The sequence below is a fragment of the Pseudomonas sp. SDO5532_S415 genome (assembly GCF_054071155.1).
In genome coordinates, this window is the sequence record NZ_JBSVWS010000293.1 from 1 (window position 1) to 4,061 (window position 4,061).

At 60.8% G+C, this 4,061-nt stretch carries 3 protein-coding genes; 1 reads left to right on the forward strand and 2 read right to left on the reverse strand.

All coding sequences use genetic code 11. From position 1 onward, the window contains the following. Positions 1-83 precede the first annotated feature (83 nt). Entirely contained in the window at positions 84-1,013 is a 930-nt protein-coding gene (locus tag ACW9HW_RS29290; RefSeq protein WP_095192745.1) for a LysR family transcriptional regulator, read from the reverse strand. Between the two features lie 174 nt (positions 1,014-1,187). Between ACW9HW_RS29290 and ACW9HW_RS29295 the strand changes: the two genes are divergently transcribed. Then, positions 1,188-2,417 carry an acyl-CoA dehydrogenase gene (locus ACW9HW_RS29295; protein WP_095192744.1) on the forward strand — a complete coding sequence of 410 codons (1,230 nt, stop codon included), beginning with the start codon at positions 1,188-1,190 and terminating at the stop codon, positions 2,415-2,417. 155 nt (positions 2,418-2,572) lie between these two features. On the opposite strand, the gene ACW9HW_RS29300 is transcribed toward ACW9HW_RS29295, so the two are convergent. Continuing rightward, positions 2,573-3,913 (reverse strand): substrate-binding domain-containing protein, encoded by a 1,341-nt coding sequence (locus tag ACW9HW_RS29300; RefSeq protein ID WP_457402811.1) that lies wholly within the window; start codon positions 3,911-3,913, stop codon positions 2,573-2,575. Between the last annotated feature and the right edge of the window lie 148 nt (positions 3,914-4,061).

Below are 4,061 nucleotides of genomic sequence, written 5' to 3' on the forward strand. Positions count from 1 at the left end.
TTCAGTGAACACAATATTTGTGTAAAACAGAGATCCCTGTGGGAGCGAGCCGGCTCGCGAAGAGTCCGCTGCGGTGTAAAGCCTTATACCTTCTCCAGCTTCTTCTCATGCGCCGTCACCTGCTGGCACAGCTCGATCATCTGTTCGCGCATCCAGCGGTTGGCCGGGTCCTGGTCGGTGCTTTCGTGCCAGTAGAGGTGGGTTTCCACCGGCGGCACATCGTTGACCGGCAGGCTGAAGGCGTGCAGGTCGTTACGGCGGGCGAAGCGTTCCGGCACGGTCATCACCATATCGGTCTGCTGCAACACTTGTGAAGCCATCAGGTAATGCTGGGAGCGCAGGGCGATCTTGCGCTGGATGCCCATCTTGCCCAGGGCCAGGTCGACATGACCCAGACCGCTGCGACGGCTGGAAATATGGATGTGGGTCAGGCCCAGGTAATCGTCCAGGGTGAATTTATCCTTGGCCGCCAGCGGGTGCCCTTTGCGCATCGCACAGACGTAGCGGTCTTCCATCAACTTGACGTGGCGCACCTGCGGGTCGGTGTTGAGCGGTGCGTCCACGGCGAAATCGAGGCGACCGGCCGCCAGCTCCTTGGTGGTCTCACGGCGCTTGGACAGGAAGCTTTCGATGATCACCGTCGGTGCGAGGCGGCGCAGGCGCTGGAACAGCGGCGGCAGGATCACCGCTTCGGTCAGGTCGGTCATGCTGATGCGGTACGTCTTCACCGCCTGCAGCGGGTTGAAAATGCGGCTTTCCTGGACCGATACCCGCAACAGCGAAAGGGCGTTACGCACGGGGCCGATGATGTTCTGCGCCATCGGCGTGGGCACCATGCCCTGGGCGGTGCGGACGAACAGCGGATCGTTGAAGGTCTCGCGCAGGCGGGCCAGTGCGTTCGACACCGCGGGTTGGGTAATGCCGACAATCTGCCCGGCGCGGGTCAGGTTGGCTTCGGTGTAGATCGCGTCGAAGACGATGAAAAGGTTGAGGTCGACCTTGCTCAGATTCATTTACGCGGCTCTCTTATTGTGTGGACGGGTAGCCTTGGCTATCAGTCGATCATATATCGGTGATGAATGTTAATACACGCCGAGAATAGGCTAGGTAAATTTTCGTAGCTGTTCTAGCATCGATCGCATGTCTTGAACAACTCCTCTGAAACCCTCGAAAAGGTAGAGCTGCCCATGGATTTCGCTTATTCGCCCAAGGTGCAAGAACTGCGTGAGCGCGTGACCGCGTTCATGGACACCTACGTCTATCCCGCCGAAGCCGTGTTCGAGCGCCAGGTTGCCGAAGGCGATCGCTGGCAGCCGACCGCGATCATGGAAGAACTCAAACTCAAGGCCAAGGCCGAAGGCTTGTGGAATTTGTTTCTGCCTGAGTCCGAGCTCGGCGCCGGCCTGACCAACCTTGAATACGCGCCGCTGGCGGAAATCATGGGCCGCTCGCTGCTGGGGCCGGAGCCGTTCAACTGCTCGGCGCCGGACACCGGCAACATGGAAGTGCTGGTGCGTTACGCCAACGAAGAACAGAAACAACGCTGGCTGGAACCACTGCTGCGCGGCGAGATCCGCTCGGCGTTCGCCATGACCGAACCGGACGTTGCGTCCTCCGATGCCACCAACATGGCGGCCCGCGCGGTGCGTGATGGCGATGAGTGGGTGATCAACGGCAAGAAATGGTGGACTTCCGGCGCCTGTGACCCACGTTGCAAGATCCTGATCTTCATGGGGCTGAGCAATCCCGACGCGCCACGCCACGCGCAACATTCGATGATTCTGGTTCCGGTCGATACCCCCGGCGTGAAAATCGTGCGTCCGCTGCCGGTGTTCGGTTATGACGATGCACCCCACGGTCACGCCGAAGTGCTGTTTGAAAACGTACGGGTGCCGTACGAAAACGTCCTGCTGGGCGAAGGACGCGGCTTCGAGATTGCTCAAGGTCGCCTTGGCCCAGGCCGGATTCACCACTGCATGCGCTCGATCGGCATGGCTGAGCGCGCGCTGGAACTGATGTGCAAACGCTCGGTGAACCGCACCGCGTTCGGTAAGCCGCTGGCGCGCCTGGGCGGCAACATCGACAAGATCGCCGACTCGCGGATGGAAATCGACATGGCCCGCCTGTTGACGTTGAAAGCGGCGTACATGATGGACACCGTCGGCAACAAAGTGGCGAAGAGCGAAATCGCGCAGATCAAGGTGGTGGCGCCGAACGTGGCCTTGCGGGTGATCGACCGGGCGATCCAGATCCATGGCGGGGCAGGGGTGTCGAACGATTTCCCGCTGGCCTACATGTATGCGATGCAACGCACCCTGCGCCTGGCCGATGGCCCGGACGAAGTGCACCGCGCGGCGATCGGCAAGTTCGAAATCGGCAAGTACGTGCCTAAAGAGATGCTGCGTAGCGGGCAGTAAGTCCTCTGTGGCGAGGGAGCTTGCTCCCGCTCGGTTGCGCAGCAACCGCAAATCAGGCAACCCGGCGCATCTGATACGACCGGGTTACCTGATTGGGGGCCGCTTCGCGACCCAGCGGGAGCAAGCTCCCTCGCCACATTGGTCAGCATTTCAATTCAATACACCCAAACCTCCACCCGCCGATTTTTGATCCGCCCTTCATCCGCGTTGTTGGCCGCCACCGGCATTTCGGCGCCGAAGCCGCGAATCTCGCGCAACACCACGCCGCTTTTCACCAGTTCCCGCCGTACCGCCATGGCCCGCAGTTTCGACAACAGGTCGGCACGCGTCGGGTCGCTCTTGGCATCGCCAAAACCCACCAGCGTGACCTGTCGATCGGTTTTGTCATGTTGCTTTATATAGTCGAGTACCCGTGACAGGTCTTGCCGGGCCTTGTTGTCGAGGCTGGCGCTGCCTTCTTCGAAGCGAAAATTGACGCTCAGTCGTTGGGCGTGGCGGCTGAGTCCCTGATAACCCTCGGGCATCAGCGCATTGGGGGTGACGGCCATGGCCTGCACGGTCTGGGCGATGAAACCGTTGGCGGCAACGATCGCCTGGCCCTGGCTGCTTTGGGCGAAGGCCACCAGTGCCTCGGCCCAGGGATTTTTTCCGTTTGGCGGCAGGTAAAAGAACAAGCGGCGGGACAGCGGATAGTCTTCGGTGGCAATCAGGCTGCCCTGCGGCAGCATGGCCTGGGATTGACCATCGACAATCGCCACGGCTTTGGCCTGGCGCACGTAAGGCAAACCAATGAAACCGATGCCTTGCGGGTCGAGGCTGACCGCGTCGGACAACTGTTCGCTGGACTCGAAGCGTTTCGCGCCGCCGCTGAGGGTTTTCCCGTGGCCACTGAGGACCAGTTCCTTGAAGGTGTCGTAGGTGCCGGACTGATCATCCCGCGCATACAGATGAATCGTCCCGCCGCTGCCGCCGAGTTCTTCCCAGGTGTTGACTTCGCCACTGAAAATACGCGCCAGTTGCACGGTGTCGAGTTGGTTCAGCGGGTTCTGCGGGTGAAGGATGATCGCCAGGCCGTCGATGGCGATGACCTGTTCGGCACCAGGGCTTTTCAGATCACCCAGTGACTTCAGGTCAGCCACCTCCCGATCCTTGATCGGACGTGATGAGGCCGCCAGATCGGCGCTGCCGGTTTTCAGCGCGCTGAAGCCGGTGCTGGAACCATGAGCCGCCAGCTCTACCTCGACCCGGCGTCCCTGTGCGGTTTCACCGACGATCCGCAGTTCATTGGCGTTGTCCGCAGCCTCGGCGTGTACTTTGACAAGGCCCTGTTGGCGCATCAAGCCTTCGACCAACGCCGGGCCCAATGCCGCGCCGATGGTGTTGGAACCCTGGATGCGCAGCACCGGGCCTTGTTCGGGCGTCGGCAAACCGCTGGCCGAGGCCGTCAACGGCAGCCAGTTGCACAGCATCAACAGGAACAACACGCGCAGTGTCATGCCGGCACCTTACATAGCGAAAGAGGTGCCGGGAGATTAAGTCAGTAAGGTTTCCGAAATATGACGCTTTTCCTTGTGGGAGCGAGGATGGTCGAGAAGGCGGGTTGTCATCCAAAAGAAGGGTCGATAAACCCGCCGCCTTCGCGAA

What these genes read in the sequence shown, in the direction of transcription:
- ACW9HW_RS29290 (WP_095192745.1), bottom strand. Translation starts at nt 1,013, where the DNA reads ATGAATCTGAGCAAGGTCGACCTCAACCTTTTCATCGTCTTCGACGCG.
- ACW9HW_RS29295 (WP_095192744.1), top strand. Translation starts at nt 1,188, where the DNA reads ATGGATTTCGCTTATTCGCCCAAGGTGCAAGAACTGCGTGAGCGCGTG.
- ACW9HW_RS29300 (WP_457402811.1), bottom strand. Translation starts at nt 3,913, where the DNA reads ATGACACTGCGCGTGTTGTTCCTGTTGATGCTGTGCAACTGGCTGCCG.